Here is a 15,191-nt window from a genome sequence, read left to right as displayed (position 1 = left end):
AGAGACAACCAACGTGAACGAACCGAAAAATGAGTTTTACAACGTTTATGAAGTTTTTAGCAAAAAAACAGATAAATCTCCGTTTCAGCATAGCTTCAGCCTTTTAGCACCGAACGCAGACATGGCGCTCATCATGGCGAAGGAAAACTTTTTCAGAAGAGAAACGGTTGCAGACATTTGGGTTGTAAAAAGAGAGAACATCAGAGGACTTAATCAGGATGAGAGAGAGATGCTCAAAAGGCTGGATAAGGAGTATAGAGAAACAAAAGGGTACGGTTATTTAAAGAAAAAATGGCGTGACTATAACCAGGAGCAGTTTACCGAACAGCACATCCTTGGCGGAAGGGGAGACAATTCATGACACAGGAAACGTTAAAACCACAAGAGAGAAAAGCTTTGATTGAGCTTCTATATCAGCTGGCAGACGATGATTTTCTTCTTTCGTTCCGCGGATCTGAGTGGCTTGGTCTTGCTCCCCACATTGAAGAGGATGTTGCGTTCTCATCTATCTCTCAGGACATGATGGGGCACGCAAACCTTTACTTTCGTTTGTTAGAAGACCTTGGTGAAGGGGAAGCAGACAGAATTGCTCACCTCCGATCACCTGATCAGTACCGAAACGCCATCATTCTTGAAGAAGTGAACGGACCTGGCACATATTTAAAAGAACCGGATTACGACTGGGCGTTTACCGTTGTACGTAACTACTTTTACGCGGTGCACAAGCACATTCGTTTAGATTCGCTTCGCCACTCGGCATACGAGCCTTTGGCAGAAGCAGCTCGCAAAATCATGACAGAACAATACTATCACTTGATGCATTGGGAAATCTGGTTCAAGCAGCTGATGACGAGTACGGATGAAGCAATCGAGCGAATGACAGCGGCGATTCAGAAGGTTTGGAAAGACTTTGGCGGTGTGCTTACACTCGGACCATATTACGAAGATATCGTGAAAGCGAACTTTATTGATGACGAAAGCGTAATGAAAAAGAGATGGAACAAAAAGATTGAAGCTGTTCTAAAAGAAGTAGGAGCCCATTACCCTGGTGAGCCGCGTATGGAAAGAGGAAATGGCCGGAACGGTGTACACACTGATGACTTAAAGCAAGCGACTTCAACACTTTCAGAAGTGTATGCAACGAACCCTGCAACTGGCTGGTAAGACGATTTAGAAAGGAGATGAACCACGTGTCCGAATTGAAGAGCAGCATGACCGAAAGTGTGATGGACGCGCTTGGGAAAGTAAAAGATCCTGAAATCGCCTCCGTCAGTATATTAGATCTTGGCATGGTGCACGAAGTTGACGTGACAGGCGGAGCAGTCAAAGTGTCTGTATTGCCTACGTTCTCTGGATGCCCGGCACTGCACATCATCGAGCGAGATATAAAAAAAGCAATTGAAGAAGTAGAAGGAATTACTTCAGCAGAAGTGAATTTTGTATTTACACCATCGTGGACAACAGACCGTATCACTGCCGAGGGGCGTGAGAGATTAAAAGAGTTCGGCATCTCACCTCCACCGGCGAACCATGTGATGGGTGAGCCATGGGAAATTGATTGCCCGTATTGCGGATCCACATATGTAACGATGGAAAACATCTTTGGTCCAACAGCCTGCAGAAGCATTCTGTATTGCAAGTCTTGCAAGAACCCGTTTGAAGCAATGAAACCTGTTGCTGATATGGGATAGTAAGAGATTATGAGTTTAAAAATAGGGAGGAAACACACATGGTAAAACTAATCGCACTTTACAAAACACCTGAAAACTTAGAGCAGTTCGACGAGCACTATTTTGGACATCATACAGAAATTACGAAAAAGATCCCAGGACTTCGCAAAATGGAAGTTACAAAAATCGTTGGTTCACCAATGGGGAAAAGCGACTACCACATTCTTTGTGAAATGTACTATGACGATCATGATGCACTAAAAGCGGCGATGAAATCTGATGAAGGAAAAGCTTCTGGAAAAGACTTAATGAGCTTTGCGGCTGAACTCGTAACACTTATGATTGGTGAGGAAATCAATGAGTAATTACGAAACAATCTTAACCTCTGTTGAAGATGGGATTGCCTTGATTCAATTAAACCGGCCGCGTGTATTAAACGCGATCAACCGGCCGATGGTTACGGAACTATTAGATGCTTTTGAAAGTTTTGACCGTAATGATGAGGTAAAAGCAATTGTTTTGACTGGCAGTGAGCGTGCTTTTGCAGCAGGTGCCGACATTGATGAAATGAAAGAAGATACAGCCGTTTCTCTTGAACTATTAAATCAGTTTAAAGAATGGGACCGCTTAGCAACGATTAAAAAACCAATTATCGGTGCGGTGAACGGTTACTGCTTTGGGGGAGGCTTTGAACTGGCATTATGTGCTGATATTCTATTTGCGGCAGAAAACGCACAGTTTGGATTTCCTGAAATCAAGCTTGGCGTCATGCCTGGTGCTGGCGGAACGGTAAAACTTACAAAGCTGATGGGACAGAAGAAGGCGCTCGAATGGCTGTGGCTTGGTGACCCGATGACAGCGGATGAAGCTCTTCAATATGGGGTGATCAACCGTGTAATCGCACCAGAACTTGTAGTGGACGAGGCGAAAAAATATGCGAAAATTGTAGCTTCAAGAGCACCGTTATCCACTCGTTTAATAAAAGAAACGGTCTATAAATCAATCGACTATTCAACATACGAAGGTATGCAGTTTGAACGTAAAAACTTTTATCTATTATTCTCGTCACAGGACCAAAAAGAAGGCATGAAAGCTTTCGTTGAAAAACGTCCTGCCGAATTTAAAGGGAAGTAGGGGGATAACCATGTTTGAAACGATTAGCTACGAAACAAGAGGAAAGACGGCTTGGATCACACTGAACCGTCCGGATAAGCTGAATGCTTTTACATCACTTATGCATAAAGAAATGGTATCAGCGATAAAAGAAGCGAACAAAGACAGCAATGTAAGAGCGGTTGTAATTACTGGTGCAGGGCGTGCGTTCTGTTCAGGTCAAGACTTAACAGGCTCTGTAGATGGCACGGATTATGGTGATGTTCTTCGTAAAGGATATAACCCGATGGTGCAAGCGCTGGTGGCAATGGAGAAGCCGGTTATCGCAGCGGTTAACGGGGTAGCAGCAGGTGCAGGAATGAGTCTTGCTTTAGCTTGTGACTTCCGTATTGCAAGCGAGAAAGCGAGTTTTATAGAAGCATTCATTCATGTTGGCTTAGTGCCAGACTCAGGAAACCTCTACTTCTTGCCGCGTTTAGTCGGACACGCAAAAGCGATGGAGCTTGCGGTATTAGGTGAAAAAATCACAGCTCAAGAAGCAAAAGAGTTCGGACTTGTAACGAAAACGGTAAGTGAAGAAGAGTTCATGCTTGAAGTGGAAACGTTCGCTGAAAAACTATCCAATATGCCTACTAAAGCAATTGGATTGATCAAACGCTATATGAACAAAAGCTGGGAAAGCGATCTGAACGAAGTGCTTGAATATGAAGCACAAGCTCAAAAGATTGCCGGAGAGTCAGCTGATCATCAAGAAGGTTTACAGTCATTTTTAGAGAAGAGAAAACCCGCATTCACAGGTAAATAGACAACGAGACTAAAGGGAGTGGAGAACTTGAGTACAGCAAAGACAGAAGTTAAAGCAGTGAAACGTGATGTGTACGAAATGGTTATTGGCGGACAAAGCGTTGGTGGATCTGAAGGAGAGTACTTTGTTACATATAACCCAGCAACCGGAGAACCGTTAGCAAAGGTCGCAAAAGCAACGAAAGCGGATGTTGACCGTGCTGTAGAGGCGGCAAGAACTGCATTTGAAACAGGGAAATGGAAGCGCTCTCCTGTAAATAAGCGTTCTCGTACGATGAACAAAATTGCTAGCATCATGCGTTCTCGTTTCAACGAGCTAGTAGAACTTGAGATTCTAAACAGCGGAAAATCACTAAGCGCGGCACAAGGCCAAGTCATGCAAGCGATCGAAGACTTTGAGTTCTATGCAGGTGCGATCGTCAGCCACCGCGGTGCTGTGAACCCGATGCCAGGACCGTTCATGAACTATACGTTAAAAGAACCTCTAGGGGTTTGCGCGCAAATCATCCCGTGGAACTATCCGATGATGATGGCTGCGTGGAAGATCGCACCAGCTATCGCAACAGGCTGTTCGGTGATTTTAAAACCTGCAAGCTTAACTCCACTTACGGCTATCGTTATGACGGAGATCTGCCACGAAGCTGGTGTTCCTGAAGGTGTTGTAAACATCATCACAGGTGATGGAGCTACAGTTGGTTCGTACCTTGCTGAGCACGAGGGTGTTGATAAAGTCGCGTTCACTGGTGAAACAGGAACAGGAAAAGACATCATGGCAAAAGCATCTCAGACATTAAAACGTGTAACGCTCGAGCTTGGAGGGAAATCTCCTAACTTAGTATTTGCGGATACAGATATCGACGCTGCAGTTGATGGCTCATTATTCGGTATTTTCTATAACACAGGCCAATCTTGTGAAGCGCGTTCTCGCCTTTACATTGAAGAAAGTGTCTATGATGCGTTTATGGAAAAGTTCGTGGATAAAGCGAAGAAACTTGTACTTGGTAATCCGCTTGATCAAGGTACACATGTTGGGGCAATCATTTCTGAGCGTCAGCTTGAAGTAATCGACGGTTACGTAAAATCTGCTGAAGAAGAAGGAGCGACAATTGCTCTTGGCGGCGGACGTGCAAAAGTGGATGGTTTTGAAAACGGACACTGGTATTTGCCGACAATCATTACGGATGTAAACGAAGACATGAAAGTGGTTAAAGAGGAAATCTTCGGGCCGGTTGTTGTTGTATCGACGTTTAAGGACGAAAAAGAGGCTGTGAAACTAGCAAACAACACGGACTTCGGTTTAGCAGCAGCGATCTGGACAAAGGACCATGCGAAAGCAACACGTGTTGCAGGCATGATCCAAGCAGGAACAATCATGATCAACTCACCGTTCTCAGCATTCCCGGGAACGCCGTTCGGAGGCTATAAGCAGTCAGGTTTTGGTCGTGAGCTTTGTATTGAGACACTTGATCTCTATACAGAAACAAAGAGTGTCGTTTCCTATACAGGATCTCGTCCGTTAAATCCTTTTAATTTGTAATTTAGTTGATATCTAGTTCTGTTAATTTGCGTTGATAGATCTAGTAACAGATTTGAAAAGCGGGCCATCGTGCTCGCTTTTTATACAATGTTTTTACTTGTAAACCGTTGCTTGGGGCTTTTCTATTTAGCTTCAATGACCAGTTGGTTGGAGTGCAAGGTGCGAGACTCCTGCGGGACAAGCGGTCAGGTGAGACCCTTAACGGCGCAAAGCGGCAAGGGGCTCACCGCCTGCCCCGCGGAAAGCGAGCATCCTGGAACGGAAACCAACAACTTACAAAAGCATCTAAGCATATAAAACGTTAAACACTTGTTTAAAAGAAAGGCAGGAGAGACCATGTTGCAAAATGCAGTAGTCATTGGATCTGGTGTGATGGGAAGAGGGATCGCCTATGTGAGCGCAGTTGGCGGTTTCGACGTTCAGCTTGTTGACGTAAAAGAAGACCAGCTGGAAAATGCAAAGAAAGAAATTGATTCTATTTTTTCAAAAGCGGTATCTCGCGGGAAGCTTTCGCAAAGCGATGCTGAACGAGCGCAAGAAAGACTATCATACACTGCGAATCTATCAGCAGCTGTAAGCGGTGCTGATTTAGTAATTGAGGCAGTTCCTGAAAACATAGAGATCAAGCGTGCTGTTTTTGAAGAATTAGACCGTTCCGCACCAGAGCATTGTGTGCTTGCTACAAACACGTCCACGATGAGTCCGACAGAGATCGGATCATTTACAAAGCGTCCTGAAAAAGTAATTGCGATGCACTTCTTCAACCCCGTACACAGAATGCCTCTTGTTGAGATCGTACGTGGGCATGAAACGAACGATGAAACGGTCGAGCTAGCGAAAGAAGCTGCTGTGAAGATCGGAAAAGAAACGGTGACTGTGAATGAGTTCCCAGGATTCGTTACGAGCCGAATCTCGGCTATGATTGGTAATGAAGCATTCTACATGCTGCAAGAAGGGGTTGGCACGCCAGAAGACATCGACAAAGCGATTAAACTTGGTTTGAATTTTCCAATGGGACCATTTGAGCTTGGAGATTTAGTAGGGCTTGATACACGCTTAAACAACCTGAACTATCTTCATAAAACCCTAGGTGAAAAATACCGCCCGGCACCGCTTTTAGTGAAGTACGTAAAAGCCGGAAGACTTGGCCGCAAATCAGGTAAAGGGGTTTACGATTACACCACGGAAGGCAGCGGGGTGAAGAAGTAATGAAAGAAGTTGTTATCGTTGATGCTGTCCGAACACCGATTGGCCGCTATAAAGGTGCGTTAAAGTCAGTCAGACCTGATGACCTTGGAGCAGTCGTTATTTCTGCACTTGTAGAAAGAAACCCGGGAGTACCTGTTAAAGAGATTGAAGAAGTTATATTCGGTAATGCAAACGGTGCTGGGGAAGATAATCGCAACGTAGCTAGAATGTCTGCACTACTCGCTGGGCTTCCAGTCGAAGTAGGTGGAACAACAATCAACCGTCTTTGCGGATCTGGAATGGATGCTGTGATTTACGCTGCCCGAGCTATTTTAGCAGGTGAAGGGGACATCTTTATCGCAGGTGGAACCGAAAGCATGACGCGCGCACCGCTCGTCATGGGCAAGCCAGAAGTGGAGTATCCGCGCGGCGATATGAAAATGTTTGATACGACGATCGGATGGCGCTTTGTAAATCCGCTTATGCATGAAAAATTCGGTACAGATTCTATGCCTGAAACAGCAGAAAACGTAGCGAAGAAGTATGAGATATCACGAGAAGACCAAGACAAATTTGCTTACGACTCTCAGCAGAAAGCTAAAAAAGCGATTGAACAAAACCGATTTAATGAAGAGATTGTTCCTGTAAGATTAGTAGATCGAAAAGGAAACGAAACATGGATTACAGATGATGAGCATCCGCGTCCGGAAACATCGCTTGAAAAACTAGGCACGCTTAAACCGTTGTTTAAAGACGGCAGTGTAACAGCAGGAAATGCGTCTGGCGTGAACGATGGAGCTTCAGCACTGCTATTGATGAGCCGTGAAAAAGCAGAGGAATTAGGATTAAAGCCTTTGGCTCGCTATGTTTCGTCAGGAGTTGCAGGTCTTGAGCCGTCCATTATGGGTGTCGGTCCGATCGAAGCTTCACGAAAAGCGTTAAAGCGTGCGGGACTTTCAGTGGGTGACTTAGACTTAATCGAACTGAACGAAGCTTTTGCGTCACAATCGTTAGCATGTATCAATGAATTAGAATTGGATCGCAGTAAAGTGAACGTAAACGGCGGCGCGATCGCGTTTGGCCATCCACTTGGGGCAAGCGGTGCACGCATTTTAACAACGCTTATTCATGAAATGAAAAAGCAAGGTTCACGGTACGGACTTGCGACGATGTGTATTGGAGTAGGTCAGGGAATTGCTTCTGTTGTTGAAGCGATCCACGAATAGGAGGAACTAAAAGTGAGTGCTATTTTATACGAGGTTAAAGATTTCGTTGCTTATGTGACATTGAATCGTCCAGAAGTATTAAACTGCTTTAACTATGCAACGCTAAAAGAGCTAGAAGAAGTGGTAGAAGACATTCATCATAACAGCGATGTTCGTGTCGTTATATTTACTGGAGCAGGGGAAAAAGCTTTCAGTGCAGGTGCTGATTTAAAAGAAAGAAGAACGCTCACCGAATCAGAAGTTCGCCGTAATGTACGAAAAATCCGTGATGTATTTTCAGCTGTAGAAGCATTGCCTCAGCCTACGATCTGTGCGATCAATGGTCATGCTTTCGGCGGAGGATTTGAACTAGCTCTTGCATGTGATCTTCGCGTTTCTGTAAGAGAAGCGTCTATGGGTCTAACAGAACTGAGCTGGGCAATCATTCCTGGTGCTGGCGGAACACAGCGTCTGCCAAGACTGATCGGTCAGGCAAAAGCGATGGAGCTCATTCTTACAGCAAAAAAGATGATGGCAGAAGAAGCTTTTTCTTACGGTATTTTAAACCAAGTTACATCAAGAGAAGAGCTGATGGCGGTCTGTGAAAACTATGCAGGACTAATTATGAAGAACGGACCTGTCGCTGTTCAGCAAGCGAAATATGCGATTAAACACGGAACGGAAGTAGATCTTCAAACAGGACTTGCGATTGAAGCAAAAGCGTATGAAGTGACAATTCCAACAAAAGACCGAATGGAAGCGCTAGTCGCTTTCGGTGAAAAAAGACCACCTGTATTTAAGGGAGAGTAACTTGTTTCTGTCTCCATTGTTCTGGTAGGATTGTACAGACAATAACAGGTACAAATGAGGGTATGAACATGCAGAATAGTTTAAACACACGCTCCATGATCTTTACGCTTTACGGAGATTATATCCGGCATTATGGGAGTGAAATATGGATTGGCAGCCTGATTCGTTTGTTGGAAGAGTTTGGGCACAACGAACAAGCGGTTAGAGCGGCTATTTCGAGAATGAACAAACAAGGCTGGATTGCAGCGAGAAAACAAGGAAACAAGAGTTTTTATTATTTAACGGACCGTGGTAAAAAGAGAATGGATGAAGCTGCAAAAAGGATTTTTAACGTGCAGCAGGAACCGTGGAATGGCGAATGGATGATGTTCACATATACGATTCCGGAAGAGAAAAGAAACATTCGGGATGAACTTCGAAAAGAGCTTGTCTGGAGCGGCTTCGGTCTGCTTGCGAACAGTTTCTGGATCTCACCGCACCCATCTTCTGAACAGATTCAAGCCATGATTGATAAATATGATATTAAAGACTACGTTCATTCATTTACAGCGGTCTACAACGGACCAAATGAGAATGAAAAGCTTGTTTCAGAGTGCTGGGATCTTCATGATATCAACCAAAAGTACAATGAATTTATTGTCACGTATTCCAAAAAATATGTGATCGATAAAAATAAGATCGAAAAAGGTGAAATGACAGACGGCGAGTGTTTTGTAGAGCGTACAAAGCTCGTTCATGAGTACCGTAAGTTTCTGTTCATCGATCCAGGTCTGCCACAAGAACTTCTGCATGCAGATTGGCTTGGCGACCACGCTGCTTCGCTCTTCAGTGATTATTACCGTGCACTCGCAGGACCAGCAAGCCGTTTCTTTGAAAGCATCTATTCAGATGGGAATGCGTTTAAAAAGAATACAAAACATGATGTGCTGAATCACCCGCTCATTCAGGAAAAGTAATTCTATCTTCTGCTGGTAGCGATTTTTGTATTGAGTGGAAACGTTGTTGTTCTTGAAAGTGGTTGATTTCCGCTCCAGGCTGCTCGCTTTCCACGGGGCGTGCGGTGAGCCTCCTGCCGCTTTGCGCCATTAGGAGTCTCCACCTGACCGCTCGTCCCGTAGGAGTCTCGCAACCTTACGCTTCAATCAACTTGCTAACGAAGTGAATAATAACTAGCCATTAAAAAATAGCAAAATAGAAGCACTTTCGGATTTATGAACGAAAGTGCTTCCCAATAAATTATTTTTTTAATTCAGTAGCAAACTGCTGTCCTTTCTCGTAATACGTGTCGATCGTAAGTTGGATCAGTTTCAGGTCTTCGTCGTTCAGTTCACGGATAACTTTACCGGGGGAACCCATAACCATTACTCTTGGCGGGATTTTTTTACCTGGTGGAATGAGAGTGTTTGCACCGATAAAGGCCTGTTCACCGATTTCTACACCATCAAGAATGGTAGAACCCATGCCAACGAGAGCACCTTTTTTTACAGTACAGCCGTGCAGGATCACGTTGTGTCCGATCGATACTTCATCTTCTAAGACAAGCGGGTAGCCTTCATACAAGTGAAGGGTGCAGTTGTCTTGAACGTTTGTTTTTTTACCGATGGAGATCGGTCCTTCATCACCGCGAAGAACAGAGTTAAACCAGATGCTTGCTCCTTCGCCAATTGTTACGTCACCGATAACGTGTGCACCAGGAGCGATAAAAGCGCTTTCATTAACGTTTGGCGTTTTACCATTAAATGTGTATTTCATAATGAGCCTCCTTAATTACAGGTATATAGGTTCAGTATAACAAAGGTAAGAATGGGAGGCGGGAAATTTGAATCTCATCTGCGAAAAATTAAACATTAAGTACCCTATCATTCAAGGTGGTATGGGAAATGTTAGCAATGCAGAGCTAGCTTCTGCTATCTCAAATGCAGGTGGATTGGGCACAATTGGGGCTGGCACGATGTCACCTGAAGAGGTAGAGAATCTGATAATTGCAACAAAGGGGATGACAGACAAGCCATTTGCTGTTAATGTACCTTTAACCGTTGCATCGAATGTAAAAGAAATCTTAAGACTTCTGATCAAGCATAAAGTCGAAGTTGTTTCTCTTTCGGCGGGTAATCCGGCACCTTACATAGCAAAATTGAAGGAACATGAAACCAAGATTATTTGCGTTGTTGCTTCTGTCTATCATGCGCAAAAAGCAGAGGCGGCAGGAGCGGATATCCTTGTAGCTGAAGGTTATGAAGCAGCAGGTCTGAACTCTCCTTACGAGACGACAACAATGGTGCTTCTGCCTCAAGTTTCCCGAAGTGTGGCCATACCGGTCATTGCTGCTGGAGGAATTGCAGACGGAAGCGGTTTGGCTGCAGCCTTCGCGTTAGGAGCACAAGGCGTGCAGATGGGAACCCGTTTTATCGCCACAAAAGAAGCACCTTTTCACGATATCTACAAAACTTCATTAATTGAGTCAGATGATACAAAAACGTTAATCGTCGGCCGCTCGACTGGCAAGATCAGAAGAATTTACGATACACCTTATGCTCAAAAGCTGATTCAGCTTGAAAAAAATGGCGTCACACCTGAAGAATTTTTAACACACACCTCAGAAGACCATCATATTTTAGGAGCTGTAAAAGGGGACTTAGAGAACGGTTTTATTAATAGCGGACAGATCGCAGGGTCAATTAAAGATGTACCAAGTGTGAAAGAACTGCTTGAAACCATGATGAAAGAAGCGCAAGAAACAGTTAGTTTGTTAAACAAACGTTTAATATAAGCTAGTTGTATTTGTAACAGGGGAGGTAGTATTTAATTATGAAACAGCAAGACCAGTGGACGTCGAAATTAGCCTTTATTTTAGCTGCAGCAGGATCCGCAATCGGACTCGGAGCGATTTGGAAATTTCCTTACGTAGCGGGTACAAGTGGTGGAGGAGCCTTTTTCCTTATCTTTTTATTGTTTACGTTCTTAGTTGGTTTTCCGCTTTTGATGGCTGAATTTGTTATCGGGCGAGGAGCACAAAAAGAGGCGGTTTCCGCTTACCGGACGATCGCTCCAGGTTCTGCATGGCCTTGGCTAGGCAGAATGGGTGTAGCAACTGCATTTATCTTATTATCTTTTTACAGTGTTATTGGAGGCTGGATCGTACTTTATCTTAGCAAAAGCTTTTCAGGTGACTTCTTTAACCATGATTTTGGTGCTCTTTTTGGAGAATCGATTTCAAGTCCTTGGCCAGTATTAATCTCTCAATTCGTCTTTATGATGATTACGATCTTTGTTGTAAGCCGCGGAATTAAGAACGGTATTGAAAAAGCGAATCAGATTATGATGCCAGCACTTTTTGTGTTGTTTGCCGTATTGATCATTCGTTCACTGACACTGGATAACGCGATGGAAGGCGTTAAGTTCTTCTTATTCCCAGACTTCTCAAAGATTGGGGCGGACGACATTCTTTTTGCGTTAGGACAATCGTTCTTCTCGTTGAGTGTCGGTATTTCCGTAATGGTTACGTACAGCTCGTACTTGAGTAAAAAAGAGAGCTTAACAAAATCTGCAACAACGATCGTTTTGCTGAACGTTTTGATTTCGCTATTAGCTGGATTGGCGATCTTCCCAGGAGTGTTCTCTCTAGGTCTAGAGCCGACAGAAGGTCCTGGATTGTTGTTCGTTGTTCTTCCGGCTGTATTTGATCAAATTGTCTTTGGACAGTTTTTCTTTATCGTATTCTTGGCGCTGTTCTTGTTTGCAACGTTAACTTCAGCGTTCTCTATGCTTGAAATCATTGTGGCATCCATTACAAAGGGTGAGCTGTCAAACCGTGCAAAATGGTCTTGGATCATCGGTGTGCTTATCTTTGCTGCTGGGGTTCCATCAGCACTTTCAATGGGTGTACTATCAGATGTAACACTTTTCGGTAAAACAATTTTCGATCTATTAGACTTCTTGGTTAGTAACATCTTGCTGCCACTAGGAGCATTATTCATCGCTCTATTCGTAGGTTACCGATATCCAAAAGAAATGCTTTTGGAGGAATTCAGAGCAGGTTCTTCTGTGACAAAAAGAGGTTTCGCATTATGGCTGATGCTGATTCGCTATATCGTACCAGTTATCATCGTCATTGTATTCTTTAATACGCTTGGGTTGTTTTAATAGACTGTTTCCGCAATCTTTGATGCTCTTGAAAGCAGTTGATTTCCGTTCCAGGATGCTCGCTTTCCGCGGGGCGACCGGTGAGCCCCTTGCCGCTTTGCGCCTTTAAGGGTCTCACCTGACCGCTCGTCCCGCAGGAGTCTCGCACCTTGCACTCCAATCAACTTGTCAAAGAAGTAACAAAATGAACAAAAGCAACACACTATTAATTTTAGTCTTTATTGTTAAAGAAAGACGCAGACCGAATTTGGTGCTGCGTCTTTTTCATGTTTATAATAGGGTGAAAAGTAACAAAGCTGTGAAAGGAAGGTTTTATCATGATTAATGAAAAAATAGCGGTCGTAACAGGTGCATCTCGCGGGTGTGGCAGAGCAATCGCAGAGAAATTAGGAAGTCTAGGTGCCAAGTTAACTGTAGTTGGTTCCTCAGATGATATTTTTAAAACAGCAGAGAAGTTAAAAGATAAAGGCTATGAAGTACTAGCGGTTAAAGCAGATGTAACAAATGAGGAAGATGTTGCTGATCTCTTTAAACAAACGTTTGATAAATACGGACAAGTTGATATTTTAGTAAACAATGCAGGAGTAGGCCAGTTTAAGCTGGCAGAAGAGCATTCTTTAGCTGATTTTAAACATATGTTTGAAGTTAACGTTCAAGGTGTATTCTTATGTAGTACAGCGGTTGTTCCACATATGAAAGAGCGTAAAGAAGGCACGATCATCACAATCTCATCTGATGTTGGGCGCAGAACGATTGCGAATGGCTCTGTTTATACAGCCACAAAATACGCGGTACAAGGATTTTCAGGTTCTCTTGCACAAGAGCTTAGGGAGTTTGGTGTTCGTGTGGGTACAGTGAACCCTGGTGCCATTGACACGTATTTTGCTGACTCTGAGCCTGGTCTCGATTTTAAAGAAGACTGGCTGAAGGTGGATGATATTGCAGAGGCAGTAGCTTACATGGCAAGCGCCCCAAAACATATGGTTGTGGATGAGCTCATGCTTCACCCTCTTTCTCAGGAATATCCGAACGTTTAATACAAGGAGGCTATTTTGATGAAACTAGATCAACAACTGGTATCTGTTAAAAGTTCAGAGTCTGTTGTCCTTCATGATTTGTTTGGAGATGACAAAACGTTCGTTGTGTTAGTCAGACACCTCGGCTGACCGTACTATCAGGAGTTCCTTGCGCAGTTGCGTGAGACATATGAGGAGTTTGATAGATTGTCGGTAAAAGTAGTAGTTGTTTCACCGGCCAATCGTCAGCAGATTCAAGAGTTCTTGGATGTACATGGTGTGTTTCCGTTTGAAATTTACGGCGACCCTGAACTGAACGTTTACCATGAGATGGGGAACCACCACATGTCCACAGTGAAAAGTATGCTGGCTGTAGGTGCGGATCTCTTAAAAGGTGAAGTCAAAATAAGCGATATTGTGCCAAAAGAAAAGGATGAAAGAAAGCATTTCTTAAGCGCTGTTAAAAATCAGGATGTAAATGTTCAAGGAAGTTCATGGGTGTTTGATCGGAATGGTGAGGTTTTGTGGAAGCACATGGATGATTCTCCTGAAGATCATGCCAAAGTGGACGAAGTATTGAAGCAACTACAGAAACGTTAAGAATAAAGCTGATATGGCATGCATGCTGTATCAGCTTTTTAATGCTTAGAGTAGGGAGCTATTCTTAATCACATAAAAAAGACTATTAATCACATAAAAAAGAGCACCAATCACATAAAAAAGAATAGCAGCTTATACCTTACCTGGCCTGCGGTTGGCCTCGGACTTGATCCACGACCGGATTCCTCTACCAGCAAACGGCTCATCGCTAAATCGAGGTATGATGTGAAAATGTGCATGCGGAATACTTTGGCCGCCGACTGGATTGACGTTCCAGCCCGTGCTGTAACCGTCTGGTTCATACTCCATATCCAACAATTTCTTCGCTTTCTGCATCAATTCGTATGTGTCTGTCCACTCTTTTTCACTTAAATCAAATACGGTTTCTTTATGGGCCTTCGGAATAATTAAGCCTGCACCTTCCAAGATATCTTGTGCTTTCGGACTTTGCAGAAAGTAGCAGCTATCATTCTCTAACACTATTTTTTGCTTAGGAAAACTCATCGGATTACAGAATAAACACTCATTCATCAGTTAGCACACCTCCACAACCATTTTTGCACATTTTTCATATTCCTTACAAACAGAACAATTCAGGCGATTCATTGACCGACTATCACACAAAATGATATGATTACGTTAAGAAAACGTTATATAAATTAGATGAAAGATATGAGGTGTGTGCATGAAACCAGGCATGGAGGTAGGCCAAACGGCTACCATCACAGCTACCGTTACACCCGATATGTTTGCTCAATTTGAAGGGAAGCTGGTTCATCCAGCATATTCGACTGTCAGCATGGTTTACCATATGGAGTGGGCAGCTCGACAGATCATATTGCCATATCTTGAAGAACATGAGGAAGGAATCGGCGGGGGGATAGCGGCCAAACATATGGCACCGACTCCAGAAGGCGCCGAACTTTCAGTTACAGCCACATTGAGAGAAATAAACGGGAAAGCTGTCATCTGTGATGTGACCGTCTATAACGGAAAAGCGGTTGCGGGTGAGGGAGAAGTTACGCAGTATATCCTGCCAAGAGTAGCGATCGCACAGAAAATTGAAGAGATGAAAATATAATATTTTTTTGCATTTTAATGAAAG

Annotated in this window: 21 protein-coding genes; 17 read left to right on the top strand and 4 right to left on the bottom strand. The window is 43.7% G+C overall.

What is annotated here, in order from left to right:
• Positions 1-13: 13 nt before the first annotated feature.
• From paaB to paaX, 12 genes are all read left to right on the top strand, one after another.
• A complete protein-coding gene (gene paaB, locus P8610_RS14830) occupies positions 14-361 on the top strand; it encodes a 1,2-phenylacetyl-CoA epoxidase subunit PaaB (RefSeq protein WP_289496877.1) in 348 nt (115 codons plus the stop codon).
• The gene (paaC, locus tag P8610_RS14825; RefSeq protein WP_394605040.1) at positions 358-1,164 is read left to right on the top strand and encodes a 1,2-phenylacetyl-CoA epoxidase subunit PaaC; all 807 of its coding nucleotides are present in this window, start codon (positions 358-360) and stop codon (positions 1,162-1,164) included. The genes paaB and paaC overlap by 4 nt, the downstream gene beginning before the upstream one ends.
• A 26-nt stretch (positions 1,165-1,190) precedes the next feature.
• Positions 1,191-1,691 (top strand): 1,2-phenylacetyl-CoA epoxidase subunit PaaD, encoded by a 501-nt coding sequence (gene paaD, locus P8610_RS14820; protein WP_394605039.1) that lies wholly within the window; start codon positions 1,191-1,193, stop codon positions 1,689-1,691.
• A 38-nt stretch (positions 1,692-1,729) separates the two neighbouring features.
• Positions 1,730-2,035: an EthD family reductase gene (locus tag P8610_RS14815; RefSeq protein ID WP_066235887.1), complete on the top strand. Its 306-nt coding sequence runs from the start codon at positions 1,730-1,732 to the stop codon at positions 2,033-2,035.
• Positions 2,028-2,804 carry an enoyl-CoA hydratase/isomerase family protein gene (locus tag P8610_RS14810; protein ID WP_394605038.1) on the top strand — a complete coding sequence of 259 codons (777 nt, stop codon included), beginning with the start codon at positions 2,028-2,030 and terminating at the stop codon, positions 2,802-2,804. Before P8610_RS14815 ends, P8610_RS14810 begins: the two co-directional genes overlap by 8 nt.
• A 10-nt stretch (positions 2,805-2,814) precedes the next feature.
• Positions 2,815-3,588: an enoyl-CoA hydratase-related protein gene (locus tag P8610_RS14805; RefSeq protein WP_289496872.1), complete on the top strand. Its 774-nt coding sequence runs from the start codon at positions 2,815-2,817 to the stop codon at positions 3,586-3,588.
• Positions 3,589-3,666: 78 nt separating this feature from the next.
• Entirely contained in the window at positions 3,667-5,124 is a 1,458-nt protein-coding gene (locus tag P8610_RS14800) for an aldehyde dehydrogenase family protein (RefSeq protein WP_394605090.1), read from the top strand.
• 152 nt (positions 5,125-5,276) lie between these two features.
• On the top strand, positions 5,277-5,429 hold the full coding sequence (locus tag P8610_RS14795) for a hypothetical protein (RefSeq protein ID WP_394605037.1): 153 nt from the start codon (positions 5,277-5,279) through the stop codon (positions 5,427-5,429).
• 31 nt (positions 5,430-5,460) lie between these two features.
• On the top strand, positions 5,461-6,333 hold the full coding sequence (locus P8610_RS14790; protein WP_394605036.1) for a 3-hydroxyacyl-CoA dehydrogenase: 873 nt from the start codon (positions 5,461-5,463) through the stop codon (positions 6,331-6,333).
• Positions 6,333-7,538, top strand: a complete 1,206-nt coding sequence (locus P8610_RS14785; protein WP_394605035.1) for a thiolase family protein — start codon at positions 6,333-6,335, stop codon at positions 7,536-7,538. Before P8610_RS14790 ends, P8610_RS14785 begins: the two co-directional genes overlap by 1 nt.
• A 12-nt stretch (positions 7,539-7,550) precedes the next feature.
• The gene (locus P8610_RS14780; protein ID WP_394605034.1) at positions 7,551-8,327 is read left to right on the top strand and encodes an enoyl-CoA hydratase-related protein; all 777 of its coding nucleotides are present in this window, start codon (positions 7,551-7,553) and stop codon (positions 8,325-8,327) included.
• 68 nt (positions 8,328-8,395) lie between these two features.
• Complete coding sequence (gene paaX / locus P8610_RS14775; protein WP_394605033.1) at positions 8,396-9,283, top strand: phenylacetic acid degradation operon negative regulatory protein PaaX; 888 nt, start codon at positions 8,396-8,398, stop codon at positions 9,281-9,283.
• Between the two features lie 2 nt (positions 9,284-9,285).
• On the opposite strand, the gene P8610_RS14770 is transcribed toward paaX, so the two are convergent.
• Complete coding sequence (locus P8610_RS14770) at positions 9,286-9,456, bottom strand: hypothetical protein (protein WP_289496866.1); 171 nt, start codon at positions 9,454-9,456, stop codon at positions 9,286-9,288.
• A gap of 107 nt (positions 9,457-9,563) precedes the next feature.
• A complete protein-coding gene (locus P8610_RS14765) occupies positions 9,564-10,079 on the bottom strand; it encodes a gamma carbonic anhydrase family protein (protein ID WP_394605032.1) in 516 nt (171 codons plus the stop codon).
• Between the two features lie 67 nt (positions 10,080-10,146).
• Here P8610_RS14765 and P8610_RS14760 point away from each other — a divergent pair, with 67 nt between their 5' ends.
• Together P8610_RS14760 and P8610_RS14755 are read left to right on the top strand one after the other, a co-directional pair.
• On the top strand, positions 10,147-11,097 hold the full coding sequence (locus P8610_RS14760; RefSeq protein ID WP_394605031.1) for an NAD(P)H-dependent flavin oxidoreductase: 951 nt from the start codon (positions 10,147-10,149) through the stop codon (positions 11,095-11,097).
• A 38-nt stretch (positions 11,098-11,135) separates the two neighbouring features.
• Positions 11,136-12,470 carry a sodium-dependent transporter gene (locus tag P8610_RS14755; protein ID WP_289496863.1) on the top strand — a complete coding sequence of 445 codons (1,335 nt, stop codon included), beginning with the start codon at positions 11,136-11,138 and terminating at the stop codon, positions 12,468-12,470.
• Here the strand turns inward: P8610_RS14755 and P8610_RS14750 are convergent.
• The gene (locus P8610_RS14750) at positions 12,467-12,625 is read right to left on the bottom strand and encodes a hypothetical protein (protein ID WP_394605030.1); all 159 of its coding nucleotides are present in this window, start codon (positions 12,623-12,625) and stop codon (positions 12,467-12,469) included. The two genes, P8610_RS14755 and P8610_RS14750, sit on opposite strands and share 4 nt — an antisense overlap.
• 162 nt (positions 12,626-12,787) lie before the next feature.
• On the opposite strand from P8610_RS14750, the gene P8610_RS14745 reads away from it, so the two are divergent.
• Together P8610_RS14745 and P8610_RS14740 are read left to right on the top strand one after the other, a co-directional pair.
• Entirely contained in the window at positions 12,788-13,507 is a 720-nt protein-coding gene (locus P8610_RS14745) for an SDR family oxidoreductase (protein WP_394605029.1), read from the top strand.
• Between the two features lie 156 nt (positions 13,508-13,663).
• Complete coding sequence (locus P8610_RS14740; protein ID WP_394605028.1) at positions 13,664-14,086, top strand: peroxiredoxin-like family protein; 423 nt, start codon at positions 13,664-13,666, stop codon at positions 14,084-14,086.
• Between the two features lie 132 nt (positions 14,087-14,218).
• Here P8610_RS14740 and P8610_RS14735 read toward each other — a convergent pair whose 3' ends face one another.
• Complete coding sequence (locus P8610_RS14735; RefSeq protein ID WP_394605027.1) at positions 14,219-14,617, bottom strand: HIT family protein; 399 nt, start codon at positions 14,615-14,617, stop codon at positions 14,219-14,221.
• Positions 14,618-14,771: 154 nt separating this feature from the next.
• Between P8610_RS14735 and P8610_RS14730 the strand changes: the two genes are divergently transcribed.
• Positions 14,772-15,167: a thioesterase family protein gene (locus tag P8610_RS14730; protein WP_394605026.1), complete on the top strand. Its 396-nt coding sequence runs from the start codon at positions 14,772-14,774 to the stop codon at positions 15,165-15,167.
• Positions 15,168-15,191 lie beyond the last annotated feature (24 nt).

The organism is Fictibacillus sp. UD, from assembly GCF_043558025.1.
In the GTDB taxonomy this organism is placed as follows: Bacteria; Bacillota; Bacilli; order Bacillales; family Fictibacillaceae; genus Fictibacillus.
The sequence above is the reverse complement of the archived record's forward strand: the minus strand, read 5'-3'. Positions and strand labels throughout refer to the sequence as shown.